This is a genomic window from Alteribacillus bidgolensis (assembly GCF_002886255.1).
GTDB classification, from domain to species: domain Bacteria; phylum Bacillota; class Bacilli; order Bacillales; family Marinococcaceae; genus Alteribacillus; species Alteribacillus bidgolensis.
In genome coordinates this window covers 2,746,978-2,762,152 of the sequence record NZ_KZ614149.1, presented here as the reverse complement: position 1 = coordinate 2,762,152, position 15,175 = coordinate 2,746,978, and the positions used below count along the sequence as shown (strand labels likewise).

The window sequence follows — 15,175 nt, the reverse complement described above, 5'->3', positions numbered from 1 at the left end:
ACTGCTTTTTAATTCTCTTTCTTTCAGGCAAAAAATAGGTTTTTTATTTCCTGTTTTAGGAAAACATTAAACTATGAACCTAGGAAAAGGGAGAGAATCTGCCGTGACAATAGATACGAAAAGAAAATTAATTATTATTGGAAGTTTTTTAATGGGATTTGGCACATTAGGTGCTTTAGACGGTGTTATTTTTCATCAGCTCCTTCAATGGCACAGTGTCGTGATGGAAACCAGCCGGCAAGGGCAAATTATAAGTGACGGTTTGTTTCATTTAGCTGTGACAATAACATTAATTGCGGGCGGCATCGTATTATGGCTTGGCGGAAAACCGACAGATATTTCAAAGGGCATTCGTCTATTAGCAGGTTTCTTTTTGATAGGCGGGGGTATTTTCAATGTTGTAGAAGGCCTCATTAATCATCATCTCCTTCAAATTCACCGCGTTAAACCAGGAGACCCGAATGCTCTCATGTATGATGTAGCCTTTTTGGCGTGCGGTATATTTTTAATTTTAATAGGCTATATTATCCGGCGAAACACGGGGGTCAAATATGAGGTATAGAATCATTAGTTTTATTGTCATTTTTTCGTTCGTTTCTGTGATGGTGTATTTACATCATGAAAACAGTCATTATGCCGGCGCTGATGACCATTCCCATGAAGCTGTAGAAGTTCCAGATGGGGAAGCAGTTCCTGCGATAGACGGAGAGCTGAGAAAAGATGATAGAAACCATAGGCTCCTCATCTTAGATGTAGAAAACTTTACTTTTACTCCGGAAAAAATAGGATCAGAAAAAGGCAGCTTTTACGAAGGACATGCTCACTTATATGTAAATGGTGAAAAAAAGAGCCGCATATATAGTACGTATCATGATGCAGGCAAGTTAGAGAAGGGAGACGTCGTACAAGTCTTTCTAACGACAAATCACCATAAAATGCTGCAGCGTAATGGGCAAGTTATTTTCTATGAAGAAAGAATAGAAAAAGAGTAAATGATTTACCAAACTGACAAGCAAGCTGGTTTAAAAGCAAAAGAATACTAGAAAAAAGCCGTTGCTGCTATCCTCGGCACAGTTTTAAATCAACGAAAAGCATTACAGCAGCAATATTACTACTATTACGGCAACTCTTAATACATGCATATACGTGATAAAAGCTTCTAATAAGGGAAGCTTTTTTGCTGTCTAGTAAATGACTATCTTCAAATTATTTTATTTACAGTGTGAGGGCCAGGCACAAATCTAACCACTATAAAATATAACATGTTTATAATTATGTTAGTTAGATGAGGATGGAGGAAAATTCTTACTGATTAATGGAAGACACCAAAGGGTATAGCAACGGACGTAGCAAATCGATCTCTTTTAGAAGGAGCAATCATGATGAAAAAAACGTCTACAATCATTATCCTTGGTGCAGCTGTCTTAGCAGTATTAACTGGCGGATATGTTTACTACCAACACAAATTCGTAAGTGGTCCCTCTGTTGAAGGCACCCCTATAAAAGAAAAACAGATTTCTTTCGAAGGTGATGGCCGTTTCCATAATGATACAAAGATTGCTTTCGTGGGAAGCAGTGTGACAGAAGGAACCGGGGCAAGCGTACCTGACAAACGATGGACAGAGCGATTTACCTCTGTACTTCAGCAAGAATACCCTGATCTAGAAAGTAAAAACTTTGGGCTGGATGGGTTTTCTACGAAAAATATTATCGAAGAAGGAATTACAAAGGAAGTCACAGCTTATGAGCCAACCTTAATTATCTTTGAAACAGCAGCCCTAAATGATTTTTCAAGATTAGATATTCGGGCAACGAAAGAAAATATAGATACGATTATGGAAACGTTTGAATCAGAACTGCCGGAAACTCACGTTATCATTCAGCCTTCCAACCAACGAAGAAATGGAGAAAAATACACAAACAATGGTATGACGTACCCAGAGTATGTGAAAGAAACTGAATTACACATAAAAGAGAATGGTTGGGAATATATAGATTTTTGGCCGTATTTTGACAAAATATATGAAAGAACAAGTATCACTGTAGGAGATACTTTAAATGTAGACGGCATTCACCCGAATGATCTCGGAAATAAATTATGGGCAGAAGCATTGCTCGACTATTTTAGTAATCAAGCTACTGAAAATAAAGAGAAATAACAAGGGATTTCCCGGGAAATAGTTGTATTTTGTCAAAAAGAACCATCATCTTTCTCTTCTAGTCTTTTCATTTCTCCAAGAAATAGGCATACTGAAAGAAACAGAACTTAAAAAAGGGAGAGAGTTTCGTGGTGCAGTTTGAGCAATCGAAGGCATTAAAAAGACTGCCAGAGCAGTTTTTTGCCGGTTTAGTAAAAAAAGTAGAACGGTTAAAGGCACAAGGGCACGATATCATAAACCTTGGTCAAGGAAATCCTGATCTGCCAACTCCTCAGCATATTGTAAAAATGCTACAGCAAACAGCAGAAAATCCGAAAAATCACAAATATCCTCCATTCAGAGGCCGCTCGGAATTAAAACAAGCAACAGCGGATTTTTATAAAAGAGAATATGATGTAGAACTAGATCCGGAGACAGAAGTAGCAATCTTGTTTGGTGCAAAAACAGGTTTGGTTGAGATAAGTCAGTGCCTTTTAAATGAAGGAGACACAGCTCTCCTTCCAGACCCAGGCTATCCTGATTACTTATCCGGCACTGCTCTAGCAAACGCCAGCATAGAAACCATGCCGCTGCTTGAGAAAAATCAGTTTTTGCCGGATTATACGATTATTCCCCAAAAAATACTAAAAAAAGCGAAACTATTATTTTTAAATTATCCGAACAATCCAACTGCTGCAACAGCAGATAAGGCTTTTTTCGATAAAACAGTAGATCTGGCAAAACGGCACAACATATGTGTGGTGCATGATTTTGCGTACGGTGCAATCGGTTATGATGGGACAAAGCCGCAGAGCTTTCTCCAATCAAACGGAGCAAAGGATATTGGCGTGGAAATGTACACTCTGTCGAAAACATACAACATGGCCGGTTGGCGTACAGGCATGGCTGTTGGAAATTCATCTGTAATAGAAGCTATTAATTTAATTCAAGATCATTTATATGTCAGCTTATTTGGAGCCATTCAAGAAGCAGCTGTCCATGCTCTGACCGCCGACCAGGAACCTGTCCGGCAACTAGTCGATACATACGAATCCAGACGAAATGCATTTGTTGAAAAAATACGTTCCATCGGCTGGGATATAAAAGCTCCCAAAGGTACTTTCTTTGCCTGGCTTCCGGTTCCCGATGGTTATACATCCGAACAATTTTCAGATCTGCTGCTAGAACAAGCGCATGTGGCGACAGCACCCGGTAGAGGATTTGGCGAACACGGGGAAGGCTACGTCCGTGTCGGACTGCTTGATTCAGAAAAAAGACTGTGCGAAGTAGGTGAGCGTATAGCACAGTTGCCGCTCTTTCGAAAAGGGTAAACACTCTATTTTCGCTGATAGTTTGGCTGAAATTGCTTGAATCGGGACATTTTTCGCTCGTAAGTGACAAAGTTTTCGCTGATAAGAGAATCACATCGACGATAAAGGTGGAGCGAAAATATAAATAAAAAAAGCAGCTCCCATTTAGGCTGCTTTAATTATGGAGGGCTAGACCCCGCTTGGCAAAAAAGAAGGAGAGTGCTCATAACTCCAAAAAGCGGCTCATAACAAGGTTGGAACCATGCAAATCAATGAGGGACGGCCCATACCGCCTCCCGCTCCAGCCCCGTGATACATAAAGGAAGAGAAAATGCCCATAACTCCAAAAAAATGGCTCATACCGAAACAGAAACCATGCAAATCAGCGACAAAACGCTGCACAAACCCAAAAACCAAACCGGTTAATAAAATGTATGGGGTCTGGCCCCCGTCCGGGTCAGGCCCCACACACTTTTACGTTGCTGCTGTTTGCTGTTTAAGGTACCATACCGCATATTCAAAAGGAATACGGGTATGCCTAATGTTGATCCTGCGCCGGTAGGGCCGGAAGTTTGCCTCGATCAGCCAGGCATTTCCTTGTTTATCAACGGCCATATCCAGTCCTAAATCAATCACTTGAGGAAATTTGGCTTCGATCGTCTTCGCTATCCGAAGGGCTGCTTTTTTAATGTTCCTGCGTCCTTCCTTAGTGGTTAAATGTTTTAACTTATATTTGACACGCCCGCCTTGATCAAGGTTAGTAATGTTGTCACATTTTTTGGCCACTCTGGCAATCATTCCAGTTATCTGCCATTTGCCATTCTTATTTTTTTGCGGGGATACTCTGAAGTCAAACTTTTTCCCTTTATATTCGTCGGAAACAATACCTTCCTGTACGAGAAACTTTTCAGGAGAGGTAAACGTCTTTTGATAGAAGTCATATAATTCGCCTCTGGCCATTTTTACGTTTTTCTCTTTAAAATTCGCGACGTGCGTCATGGTAAAGCCTTGTTTTGTTTTCTTCAAAACATAAATGTTTTTTCCTCTAGAGCTGCGGATCGGTTTAATATAGAGCTTGTTGTAGCGGTCAATCATTTTTACCATGGTTGAATACGACAGCATGGAAGTTTCTGGTAAGAATGGGGCGGTTTTTGGGTTTGATGCTAAATATTGATAGACTTTATATTTGCTTCGTTCGTAATTGGTGACTGCGTGAAAAAACATGATGCCCTCTTTTTTCCTCAACTGCTTTATTTTTTTAATAGACTTTTTATTTCTTAAATAAGATCCAACTCGGTATACGTTCACTTTTGGAACAGCGAATTTCTTCCTAACGAGTTTGTTTTCTGCATGGTAATACACCCAGCCCATTACGTCTTTGGTTTTCAGAGATAGTTTTTTCATCGCATAAAAACAAATGTCAACGTTATTATTTCGGGAAAGTTTTTTATAATATTGTACCGTGGGATGAAGCTCTTCACCTCGCATAAGCTGCTTCATCACACGAGTTGGTAAAATAATTCCTATCATAGATTTCCTCCTTTCAAATCATAGTGAAAAATCGGCTAGTTTGCCTTTTTCATTTTTGCTCTTTTTTCTCTTTGAATCGATTTCGCATATAATAATACATTGATTAAAGACTGCTCTAATGCTTTGTCACCATGTGCTTTGTATAAGGACACTTTCGCACTTTGGCTGTTACACTCAATAAACTTAATATTAAGGTCTTGGTCGAGCGCAAAGTCTATGCCCATTTCGGCGAAGGTGCCATATTTATTTTCCGTTTCTCGGTAAACTTTGTATAAAAAGTTTTCCATTTTAATTACCAATCTTGCTTCTTCGGCAGGCGACAATTTTAGAAACTTAAACAAACCATCCATGTTAATGGCATCTGCATGAGTGGTGACAGGGGATTTTGCTCTGCCTAACCTGGCACTGATTCCGCAAATGGAAATGGACCCTGTACTCGTTCTTTGCAGTTCTGCGCGTAAATCGATCCGTCTATTATTAATCTCTAGCAGATCAATCGCTTTTTGAATCATAAACTGTTTCCCTTTGTAAAAATTACTAATAAAAGAGAGCATTTCTTCTTGTTTTTTAAAGGTGATCGTTTGAACTTTTTTATCGGAAGCATTGTAATACCTGAATCTGTAACGTTGATCTGATGTCTGTTCAATCCGGGTGACATTTTTTGCTTTTCTGCCGGTCATTCCTTTTAAATAGACAATCCGGTGTTTTTCGAGCATGTTAAATAAATCATCGGGTTCCTTATATAAAATTGTTTCTTGTAAATATTTTTTCAAGGACCCAATCCTATTAAAATAGTTGTACACCTCCCAGTTTCCTAAGGAAGATGGGTTTAAGAAACACGTATCCTTTTTCTTGCATTGATGAACAAAGGAACGGTAACGTCTTTTATATTTTTTAGAGACACCGCCTCGTCGATAAAGGAAATTTGGATAAGGGTAAATGTCTTTTTTCCATTTACCATCGGAAATGTCATAATATATCCCTGTAATAAGTTGATTTTGTATATCAATCGAATTAACAGAGAAAAAATACAATTTGAAACGAGCATCTTTATGATTAATTTTAATTAATTTTTTTGTGCGAAAATGAGGCTTTTGTTCTGATAGAGCTTTAAAGTTTTTAGGGGACACCAAAACCCCAAAATGGTCATTGTTCTTTGCCGTTTCTTTTTTAACAGCTAATTTTTTTGCATCCTCTAAGTTACTGCTTCTAAGAGCACGCTGCAGTGTAGTGATAGTATTATTCAAAGGTTCTTCTCCTCCTGAATGTTTGTTTTCATCCACATCCATATTTTATATTCACCCCTTTGCATTAGACTTAAATATCCTATGCCGGTTAGACGTTTCATGGATGGATTCTTATAGGGGGGCAAACACCCATTTTCCCCAGAAAAAGCAAAAAATCCCGGAAACATTTTTGTTCAAAGGTTCCGGGATACAGGATAAGGTAATGGGGCATGTCTTTAATTCGTCTCGGCATATTCGGAGAAAATTTGTTTAATATGGTCGTTAACCGGAATAAAAGACATCACCGAACGACGGAAAACCTTAATAGATTTCTTAACCTATATTCACCATGTTAAAGGGATAAAAGCAAACGGAAGAATCAATATTGGTTTGCCGTAATAATCGGCAAAGTGGTACTCACAGGAGCACTGGTTCGTTCCAAGCATGTCGCCTACCTGACAAGTTTCATAAAAAACGATTTGTTCTGGTTTGTTTGTTTCTTTTTTCATATAAATCGTGCAGTCACGGTCTTCAAGTTCGTTATGGAAGATATACATCCAGCTTTCATGCGCTGCACCCACCGATTCTTTATTCCTTACCTTTAGCTAATTGGTTTCGTCATACTGTATTGATACTAATTCGCTGAACGATATCATAGGCAGGCCGCCCTTTTCCAACCTTAATCATAAAATTCACCGTATGAGCCGTTACTTCTGCTGCTGGGTGCGTTAAATAACCGATACCGTGTGCATGTAAGCAAGCTGTGCCAGCACCATATCGACGCGCTTGTTGTAGAGAATGATGACGTTATCGGAGATGCTGTCATAAAACGTCAAATGAAAGCATTAATAAAACAACTCGCCGCAGAAAACAAGCTGCAAATCGCAAACAGCTAATAGGAGGGAGCTGACTTCTCCGTTTATTAAAATTTTTGACAATTCATGACGTAAAAAAGCAGGAATTTAACATGTGAACAAAGAAGTGTAAATAATGCGGGTTAATCTTTAGCAATCAAATAAGTAGATCTTATTGTATGCTTTACTGCCAAGAAAAGAATAAGGGAGGAAAACATTATGCAAACCCAAGAAAAAGAAACATTATTTAAAGAAGCGATGGGGAATTATCCAACCGGGGTGACCATCGTTACATCCAGTAATGAAAAAGGGGAGCCGGTGGGTTTAACCGTTAACTCATTTGCTTCGGTATCGATAGATCCGCTGCTCGTGCTTTGGTCGATTGATCATAAAGTGTCTTCCCTCGGTGCCTTTAAACAAGCTGATGGTTTTGCGGTTCACATTTTAGCCGGAGAGCAGCAAGAACTTTGCAAAACATTTGCGAGCAAGGATACAGACCGCTTTGGTACATGTGAATGGAGTATTTCTGAACATAACCTGCCGGTAATCTCCGATGCTTTTGCCGTGCTTGAATGTAAGACATTTAAGCAAGTCGAAGCAGGCGACCATACGATTCTGATTGGGGAAGTTCAAAACATTCAAATTGATAAAGAAAAAGACCCAATGCTTTATCATCGCCGCTGCTTCGGTCCCATCCCTGCTGAATTTTATGGAAAATAACATAGTTTGACGTTCAAGGGCCAGGCCCCCTGCAAGAGAGGGCCTGGCCTTTTTTGGGGTGAAGAACCCTGGTGCATATATTTTGGAAAGGGTGTCATAAATCGGGAAAAAGACCGCATAAATACTTCCACCTGGCCCATATCCGGTTCCTTGAAAAAGAGAGCGGATCATAAAAAGAGAAAAGCGCGGCATAAAGGAGAAAAAGCGGCGCATAAATGATTCAAAAGAAAGCATAAATACATCAAGTTAACGCACAAAAAACATTGAATGCAGATACTAAAATAAAAACGCTCCTCCACCCTTTGTATGGAAAACACGCCCAAAAAAAGAAGAGGATCATAAAAAGAGAAAAGCGCGGCATAAAGGAGAAAAAGCGGCGCATAATGATTCAAAAGAAAGCATAAATACATCAAGTCATAGAGAGTGTTCTGTTATGATGTTCACTGACAAAAGCCAGGATGAAAAGGCGCATAAATGTAAGAAAGGGAGTCAAAAATTTGGAAAGACAGCGCATAAACGCTTCCACCCGGCCCATACCCACTCCTCTTATGCTCACACTTCAAAAAAGAGATCTTTCCCCTTCCGAAAAAAGGCGGGCCAGACCCTGGAAAAGTGCACCATAAAGAAGCATTCAAACGAGCTCATTGCTGCTACTTCTCCACACACCATTCAAACCTTCCAAGTACCATATATAACCGCTGCTACTAACAAAACAAAAAAAGAGCGCTCCGGATAAAGAGCACCCAAAAAGCGAACATTTGTATCAATCAATCGTTTGACTAACGGTAGTAGCATCGCTTTCGTAATGCTGCAGGACAAAATCACGGCCGCGCAGAATATGTTCTTCCATAGCACTTTTGGCGCGGTATGGATCATTTTCTTCAATAGCTCGGGCGATGGTTTTGTGCATTTGAAAAGATTGATCAATATCCGTTTGATCAAAATGATAGAAGGAGCGGAACATAAGCGGCAGCACGACGACTTTGTCTATTAAATCACGGACATGATTATTGCAGCTTGCGTTTATAACACCTCTATGGAAGCGGCTGTTCGCTTCTACAATGGCTTGATTTTGGTCCATGTCTTTTTCTTTTATTTCCATAGCTATTTCATATGCACGAATGGCATCTTGAATAAATAGAATATCTTCCTCTGTTCGATTCATAGCGGCCTGCGCGGCGGCATAACTTTCAAGCAGCGCCCGTAAATCGTAGACTTGCTGCAAATCTTCTTTGGAAAACGTCCGCACAATAAACCCTCGTTTTAATGGAGTAATCAGCCCGTCAAACTCCAATTTTTTTAATGCTTCACGGATGGGGGTGCGGCTTACGTTCCAGTCTTTTGTCAGCGCTTCTTCTGTTAACCGAAACCCAGGGGGATACACTTCCGTAATGATGGCATGTTTAATATTTTCGTAAACTCCCATACGAAACACCTCAACCATAATGTATACAATTTTGAAATTTTAAAAAAGAAAAAATAAAAAATAGAAGGATGTTAATACTATTATAATGGATGTATATAGAAATGAACAATACAAAATAGCAAAAAGGTATCAGATTGAGAGAGAACATTCCTCCTACAAATATCATAATTGAAAATGAAACAGAAAGTTTGTATACAATATATTGGAAGATTCATACCCGACATAACAGCGCTTCGTGTTGTATAATGGAAACATTATGGTAAAGAAGGCAGGACGTATGGAAAATCAAACTCTAGCACATCACACCAGCGATCCAAGTGTCCGAAACCAGCCGTGGCGCATGCTGGGCTGGCTGCTTTTCACCCAGGTGCTTGTTGCATTTGCCGGTCGAAGTCTGGCGCCGCTTGGTGTGTTTATTGGTGAAAGTTTAATGTTAACGAACGCTCAGATCGGGATGCTGCCGGCTGCTCTCTTCTTTGGACAGTTTGCTGTTTCGATTCCATCCGGCATGTTAGTCGACCGTGTCGGAACGAGGCCTCTCCTATTGGCGCTCTCGCTGTGCCTTGGTCTCAGTTTTTTCTTCGCAGCGCTTACGTCAAATTTTATGCTGTTATTGATGTTTGTCGTCATTGGAGGTCTCGGTTACGGAGCGATGCACCCAACATCCAACCGTGGTATTCTCTACTGGTTTGAGCGCCGCAGCCGCGGTACAGCGATGGGTATCAAGCAAATGGGTGTTACTGTTGGATCAGCCCTTGCCTCGCTTCTTTTAGTACCGCTATCCGCAGCCTACGGGTGGCGCCCAGTATTTATCGGAGCAGCTTTCCTTTTAACCGTAGCCGGCCTCATCAGTTACCTTCGTTACCGCGATGCCAAGGCAACCTCAAAAACACCAAGTGCAAAAAAGGAAAACACGTGGAAAACATTATTAAGTATGGGAAAAAACAAGGCAGTACTCCTTGTCAGCTTTGGTGCGGTCGGGTTAAGCAGCGCGCAAATGATCGTTAACACGTATATCATTATTTACACGACCCAGGTGATTGGCATATCGGTTGCGCTTGCTGCGATACTGCTTGTTATTTCAGAAATCGCGGGCTCGGTCGGCAGGGTCATGTGGGGCGTGGTGAGTGACCGCTTGTTCAAAGGGAATCGTTTTATCCTTTTAAGTATGATTGCCATCATCTCTGCTGCTTCCGCTGTGGTGATGGCGCTGCTTCCACCAGGAACACCATTTACTTACGTAGCGCTGCTCGCGTTTGTGTTTGGCCTATGTATTGCCGGTTTTAACGGTTTGTGGATGAATGCAGCTACGGAGCTTGTGCCGTTGAAGCAAGCTGGTCTTGCAAGCGGGTTCAGCATCAGCGTCGGTTCCTGGGGTGTTATAATCGGACCGCCTCTGTTTGGCTTTATTACTGATATAACCGGCACATTCACCGCCGGCTGGTACGCGCTAGCGGTGGTACTTGTGATCACTGCCGCGCTATTCATATCCTTACATTTATTTGAGAAAAAGAAAGGAGATATAAACAATGCCGAATAACCAAGCCCATGTCTTTAACCCAGGTGAACTGGAAACCCAGCAAATGTACAAAATTTTAATTGGATCAGTTGTACCGCGGCCAATCGCCTGGGTTTCTTCCAAAAGTAAAGACGGTGTCTTAAATCTAGCGCCCTTCAGTTTTTTCACGGTTGCATCGAGGCAGCCGCCGACACTTGCGGTATCAATCGGGCCAGGTGTGCAGGAAAGAGAAGGGACCATTAAAGATACACTCACGAATATCCGAGAAACAGAAGAATACGTTATTAATGTCGTCCCAGAAGCCCTTGGAAACGCCATGCACGAATCATCCATGCATGTAGCATTCGAAAAAGCAGAGCTCACTCCAGAACCATCCGAAACGATCAGTGTTCCGGCTGTCCAAGAATCGCCAATCGCGTTTGAATGCAAACTCGACAGAATCATCCCGGTCGGAACGGACCATATGGTGCTCGGCCAAGTACTGCGCGCCCGCGTGGATGACGCAGCTTATGCAGGAAACTTTAAAACTGACATTGTAAAATGGAAACCGCTCGCCCGTCTTGCTGGAGACTACGCAGCCCTCACCCCATCTTTTCGACTGCCAAAAGAATAACAAAGCAAAGGATCTGGACAACCAGACCCTTTTTAATTACCTATCCTCGTGTAAAGCCTAGAAGAAGATATTTCTCAATCAGGCGCTGCATTTCTATAAACCGAATGGGAGCAAGTGAAGGGACTGGATTTGTCGGTTTTTACAAACACGGTTGGAATTTTTTGAACTAACTGAGGCAAAGGGTGCAGGTTTAGAATATTATTCGATTGGACGAGCAACAGTCGTGGAGGAGAAGGTATAAGGAGTTGTTCGTTCTTTTTCTCCCAGGCAGTACAACCAACATTCCTGTTGGCTGAGAGGGAAAAGACTATTGAAATAACCTTTTGGATAGGGGGAGAAGATAGATACCATTCTAATCATATTACTGGTAATATTTCAAAAGTTTTTTGATTTTTTAAAATGTATGCCTTTACATAATGAAAACGGGGAATTATAATAGGTTTTGAATACGTATACAAAAAGGAGGGAACAGAATGGCGGACTTCATAAAACAAGGGAAAAATGCAAGTGAAGTAAAAGACGCGGATCGTAAGACGCAGCAAGCTGTTGCTGATATTATTGAAGATATTGAAAATAGAGGCGACGCAGCAGTAAGAGGTTTGTCAAAAAAGTTCGACAAGTGGGATCCAGAACACTTTTTGCTTTCGGAGCTAAAAATTCAAGATATTATCAGTGAGGTACCAGAACAGGATATTGAAGATATCAAGTTCGCTCAGAAGCAAATTAAACATTTTGCTGAAAAACAGCTGGAAAGCATTCAAGATATCGAGGTGGAAACACGTCCCGGAGTTTTTTTAGGACATAAAAATATTCCGGTAAATAGTGTGGGGTGTTATATACCAGGCGGCCGTTATCCAATGGTAGCTTCTTCTCATATGAGTATTCTTACCGCAAAAACAGCAGGGGTAAAAAGAGTTATTGCTTGTACTCCTCCATCTCAAGGCCGCATCCCTGCAGCGACCGTAGCAGCGATGTATTTTGCTGGGGTTGATGAAATTTATATTTTAGGCGGTGTCCAGGCTATGACGACAATGGCTGTTGGCACTGAAAGCTTATCCCCTGTTGATATGATTGTGGGACCTGGCAATGCCTTTGTGGCGGAAGCAAAAAGACAATTGTTTGGGCGTGTGGGAATTGATTTATTAGCAGGTCCTACAGAGACACTGGTAATAGCTGATGAAACAGCTGATTTGGAGATGATAGCTACAGATATTTTAGGGCAAGCCGAGCATGGTCCTACCTCACCAGGGGCATTAATTACGACGTCTTCCGAACATGCTTACGGGTTAGAGGAAGAAATCAACCGCCAGCTAGAAACTTTGCCAACAGCAGAGATTGCGCGAACAGCATGGAGAGATTACGGTTCTATTATATTAGTTGGTAGTTTAGAAGAAGCGGTAGAGGCAGCAGATCAATTAGCTTATGAACACGTAGAAGTGCTCACAGAAAACCCGGATTATTTTTTAGAGAACCTAACGAACTTTGGTGCGCTTTTCTTGGGGCCGGAAACAAATGTAGCATATGGAGACAAGGTAATTGGTACCAACCACACGCTGCCAACGAAGAAAGCAGCTAGATACACAGGCGGTCTTTGGGTAGGAAAGTTTTTAAAAAATTGTACTTACCAGCGAGTAACTCCTGAAGCGTCTGTAGATATCGGAGAATATGCAGAGCGTTTATGTGAAATAGAAGGGTTTATGGGCCATAAACAGCAAGCGGCTTTACGAGTGGAACGGTACAAAGAAAAATGCTGAGGCCTGCGTAATTGCCCGTTAGTAAAATGTGTAAATCGCGATTTTTCAACGTATTATTAAATAGGGAAGAATTGCCAGTAAATAAAAAGTATGCTACGTTTTAAGTACAGTTGAATTCGCATTCAAAGAAGGTGGTACGTTATCATGAAGGATCGCGTTACTTCTAAAGATGTGGCAAAAAAAGCAGGTGTGTCTCAGGCAACGGTATCTAGAGTCATCAATAAATACCCCTATATCCGCCAATCCACACGCGAAAAAGTTCTTTCTGCAATAGCAGAAATGGGGTTTACTCCAGACCAAGTTGCTAGAAGTTTAAACATACGAAAAACAACTACAATAGGATTGATTGTGGGTGACATTTCCAATTCTTTTTTTGCTGAAACGGCAAAAGTAATTATAAGCGAGGCTAGAGAACTGGGATATGATGTTATCCTTTCCAATACAAATCATGAAAGCGGAAATCTCAAGAAATCAATAGATACTTTTATTGGAAAAAGGGTAGATGGGATGATTATCGGTTCCGTAGAAAGATTTGACGAAGAAATACAATATCTCTATGAATCAAATTTTCCTGTTATTTTATATAATACAAAGGTGGATACTGAGCACTGTCATTCGGTGGTATTAAATAATACCAAAGGAGCTGTATTGGCTACGGAACACTTACTGGGGCTGGAGCATGAAAAAATTGCTTATATTACGCTGCCCTTAAAGTATTCTACTTTATTTGAAAGAATGGAAGGGTATAAGCAAGCCTTGTCCGATAATGGGTTAAAATATGACCCTGAACTAGTATATACAGGTAATATTTCCCACCAATCAATTAGCAAGTTTCTTGATAAATTATGGGCAATGAAAGACCGGCCCACTGCTATCTTTGCAGCGTCTGACCAAATTGCGGTTACAGTAATGGAAATCTGTAAAAATAAAAATATTAAGATTCCTGAAGATATTTCGATTATTGGGTTTGATGATATAACATTATCTTCTAGTCCTTTTATTCATCTCACGACTATATCTCAGCAGCATAAAAGAATGTCTTCAATGGTAGTAGAAAAATTAACAAGATTCATAGAAGACGACCATTCAAAAAATAAAGGACCAGAACAGACTGTCCTTGAACCTGAGCTGATCGTTCGAAGTACGACAAAGAGACGTATAAAAGATTAGTAATATTATTTACAAGCAGATGTAATATTGTATACGTATTCATTCACATAAAAAACTATATTAAAAAACAATATTTTTTCTTTCAATTTTGAATACGTATACAATTAATTAAAGGAGGTGATAATTTGAATCTAGCCCGGTTTTTTCAGCTTGAAGGTAAAAAAGTTATTATTACCGGAGCGAGTAAAGGAATAGGAAAAGAAATTGCGCTTCAGCTTGCCGGCCTGGGAGCTGACTTAGCATTAACAGCAAGAGATGAAAGAGAACTTGATGCCGTAAAAAAGCAAATAGAAACGTATGGAGGAAATGCAGAAATTTTTCCTTTTGATTTGATGAACACAGAGAAAATCCCTGATTTAGTTAAAAGCATCCATCAAGAGTTTGGACAAATAGATGTACTCATAAATAATGCAGGCATTAATATCACAAAACCAGCTGCTGAAATAAATGAAGTAGATTGGGATAAAGTAATTGATTTAAATATGAAAAGTGCTTTTTTTATAAGCCAGGCAGTTGGAAAATATATGATTGCTCAAAAACAAGGGAAAATTATAAACATGTCTTCTCAAATGGCTCTAGTAGGCTATTATAATCGCGCTCCGTATTGCTCTAGCAAGGGAGGGGTCTCCCAAATGACAAAGGCATTAGCTATCGAATGGGCATCTCACCAGGTAAACGTGAACGCAATTGCGCCAACCTTTATAGAAACGCCAATGACAGCCCCTATGTTTGAGGATGAAGAGTTCAGAAAAGAGGTTTTATCACGTATTCCTTTAGGGCGGCTGGCAAAAACAGAGGACTTAATGGGAGCGATATTGTATTTAGCTTCAGATTCTTCAAATATGGTTACTGGCCAGACGTTAGCTGTAGATGGCGGATGGACAGTTTGGTAAAAACATAACTTCAAAATAACGG

The 15,175-nt window shown here is 40.4% G+C and carries 15 protein-coding genes; 11 read left to right on the top strand and 4 right to left on the bottom strand.

Annotation, left to right across the window (positions count from 1 at the left end):
* Nucleotides 1–103: 103 nt before the first annotated feature.
* The 4 genes from CEF16_RS13755 to CEF16_RS13740 all read left to right on the top strand — a co-directional run bounded on the left by CEF16_RS13755 (nt 104) and on the right by CEF16_RS13740 (nt 3,469).
* The gene (locus CEF16_RS13755) at nt 104–562 is read left to right on the top strand and encodes a DUF2243 domain-containing protein (protein ID WP_245917872.1); all 459 of its coding nucleotides are present in this window, start codon (nt 104–106) and stop codon (nt 560–562) included.
* The gene (locus CEF16_RS13750) at nt 552–992 is read left to right on the top strand and encodes a hypothetical protein (protein WP_091583436.1); all 441 of its coding nucleotides are present in this window, start codon (nt 552–554) and stop codon (nt 990–992) included. Before CEF16_RS13755 ends, CEF16_RS13750 begins: the two co-directional genes overlap by 11 nt.
* Nucleotides 993–1,379: 387 nt before the next feature.
* Nucleotides 1,380–2,159, top strand: a complete 780-nt coding sequence (locus CEF16_RS13745) for an SGNH/GDSL hydrolase family protein (RefSeq protein WP_091583439.1) — start codon at nt 1,380–1,382, stop codon at nt 2,157–2,159.
* Nucleotides 2,160–2,287: 128 nt separating this feature from the next.
* Nucleotides 2,288–3,469, top strand: a complete 1,182-nt coding sequence (locus CEF16_RS13740) for a pyridoxal phosphate-dependent aminotransferase (RefSeq protein ID WP_091583441.1) — start codon at nt 2,288–2,290, stop codon at nt 3,467–3,469.
* Between the two features lie 453 nt (nt 3,470–3,922).
* Here the strand turns inward: CEF16_RS13740 and CEF16_RS13730 are convergent, their stop codons facing one another.
* The 3 genes from CEF16_RS13730 to CEF16_RS13720 all read right to left on the bottom strand — a co-directional run bounded on the left by CEF16_RS13730 (nt 3,923) and on the right by CEF16_RS13720 (nt 6,785).
* The gene (locus CEF16_RS13730) at nt 3,923–4,978 is read right to left on the bottom strand and encodes a YheC/YheD family protein (protein ID WP_091583447.1); all 1,056 of its coding nucleotides are present in this window, start codon (nt 4,976–4,978) and stop codon (nt 3,923–3,925) included.
* A 35-nt stretch (nt 4,979–5,013) separates the two neighbouring features.
* Nucleotides 5,014–6,267 (bottom strand): YheC/YheD family protein, encoded by a 1,254-nt coding sequence (locus tag CEF16_RS13725; RefSeq protein WP_091583449.1) that lies wholly within the window; start codon nt 6,265–6,267, stop codon nt 5,014–5,016.
* A 281-nt stretch (nt 6,268–6,548) separates the two neighbouring features.
* The gene (locus tag CEF16_RS13720; RefSeq protein ID WP_091583452.1) at nt 6,549–6,785 is read right to left on the bottom strand and encodes a hypothetical protein; all 237 of its coding nucleotides are present in this window, start codon (nt 6,783–6,785) and stop codon (nt 6,549–6,551) included.
* A 165-nt stretch (nt 6,786–6,950) separates the two neighbouring features.
* Here CEF16_RS13720 and CEF16_RS23800 point away from each other — a divergent pair, with 165 nt between their 5' ends.
* The gene (locus tag CEF16_RS23800; protein ID WP_170031939.1) at nt 6,951–7,100 is read left to right on the top strand and encodes a hypothetical protein; all 150 of its coding nucleotides are present in this window, start codon (nt 6,951–6,953) and stop codon (nt 7,098–7,100) included.
* A 177-nt stretch (nt 7,101–7,277) separates the two neighbouring features.
* Nucleotides 7,278–7,778 (top strand): flavin reductase family protein, encoded by a 501-nt coding sequence (locus CEF16_RS13715; RefSeq protein WP_091583455.1) that lies wholly within the window; start codon nt 7,278–7,280, stop codon nt 7,776–7,778.
* Nucleotides 7,779–8,541: 763 nt separating this feature from the next.
* Here CEF16_RS13715 and CEF16_RS13700 read toward each other — a convergent pair.
* Complete coding sequence (locus CEF16_RS13700; RefSeq protein ID WP_091583463.1) at nt 8,542–9,204, bottom strand: GntR family transcriptional regulator; 663 nt, start codon at nt 9,202–9,204, stop codon at nt 8,542–8,544.
* 277 nt (nt 9,205–9,481) lie between these two features.
* Between CEF16_RS13700 and CEF16_RS13695 the strand changes: the two genes are divergently transcribed.
* The 5 genes from CEF16_RS13695 to CEF16_RS13675 all read left to right on the top strand — a co-directional run bounded on the left by CEF16_RS13695 (nt 9,482) and on the right by CEF16_RS13675 (nt 15,153).
* Entirely contained in the window at nt 9,482–10,744 is a 1,263-nt protein-coding gene (locus CEF16_RS13695) for an MFS transporter (RefSeq protein WP_091583466.1), read from the top strand.
* A complete protein-coding gene (locus CEF16_RS13690) occupies nt 10,734–11,336 on the top strand; it encodes a flavin reductase family protein (protein ID WP_091583468.1) in 603 nt (200 codons plus the stop codon). The genes CEF16_RS13695 and CEF16_RS13690 overlap by 11 nt, the downstream gene beginning before the upstream one ends.
* Nucleotides 11,337–11,809: 473 nt before the next feature.
* Complete coding sequence (hisD, locus tag CEF16_RS13685; protein WP_091583471.1) at nt 11,810–13,090, top strand: histidinol dehydrogenase; 1,281 nt, start codon at nt 11,810–11,812, stop codon at nt 13,088–13,090.
* Between the two features lie 144 nt (nt 13,091–13,234).
* Nucleotides 13,235–14,260 carry a LacI family DNA-binding transcriptional regulator gene (locus CEF16_RS13680; protein ID WP_091583473.1) on the top strand — a complete coding sequence of 342 codons (1,026 nt, stop codon included), beginning with the start codon at nt 13,235–13,237 and terminating at the stop codon, nt 14,258–14,260.
* 125 nt (nt 14,261–14,385) lie between these two features.
* Nucleotides 14,386–15,153, top strand: coding sequence for an SDR family NAD(P)-dependent oxidoreductase (locus CEF16_RS13675; protein ID WP_091583476.1), 768 nt, complete (start codon nt 14,386–14,388; stop codon nt 15,151–15,153).
* Nucleotides 15,154–15,175 lie beyond the last annotated feature (22 nt).